This is a genomic window from Vibrio sp. 1402 (assembly GCF_033340275.1).
Genome location: NZ_JAWOWE010000715.1, coordinates 1 through 516, shown reverse-complemented (window position 1 = coordinate 516; position 516 = coordinate 1). Strand labels below are relative to the sequence as shown.

Below are 516 nucleotides of genomic sequence, written 5' to 3'. Positions count from 1 at the left end.
CTTTACTGACCTTGTTGGTAAGCCTTTTCGACTTCTTCCGCGATAATCGCGATACCTTTCTGCATCATCTCATCGTCTTGAACGTAGTTCATGCGCAGACATTGATGAGCATGGTCCCACTCGTCTTTCTGACCAATAAAGAAGTACTCACCCGGAACAATCAATACGCCACGCGCTTTCAAGCGTTGGTACAACTCCATTGTCGTAATTGGCAGCTCATCAAACCATAACCACAAGAAGATCGCCCCTTCAGGTTTGTGGATACGGAATCTCTCATCGGTAATCGCCTGTTGTAGCAGTTCTACCGCGCGTTGTGATTTCTGCTTGTAGAACGGCTTAATCACCTCTGAACTCAGTTTGAGTAGATCGCCTTTAGCGATGATGTGGTTTGCCAATGCTGGGCCAACACTGCCTGGCGCTAAGCTGATTATGCCATTCATATTGGTGAGTGCTTGGGTGATTTCTTCACTCTCAATCACAATCCCACATCGCACACCCGGCAAGCCAATTTTTGAT

Annotated in this window: 1 protein-coding gene; it reads right to left on the bottom strand. The window is 47.1% G+C overall.

The window, feature by feature from the left end:
- Nucleotides 1-2: 2 nt before the first annotated feature.
- Nucleotides 3-516: aminotransferase class I/II-fold pyridoxal phosphate-dependent enzyme (locus R7044_RS28095; RefSeq protein ID WP_225456380.1), on the bottom strand; the 514-nt coding region annotated here is incomplete at its 5' end.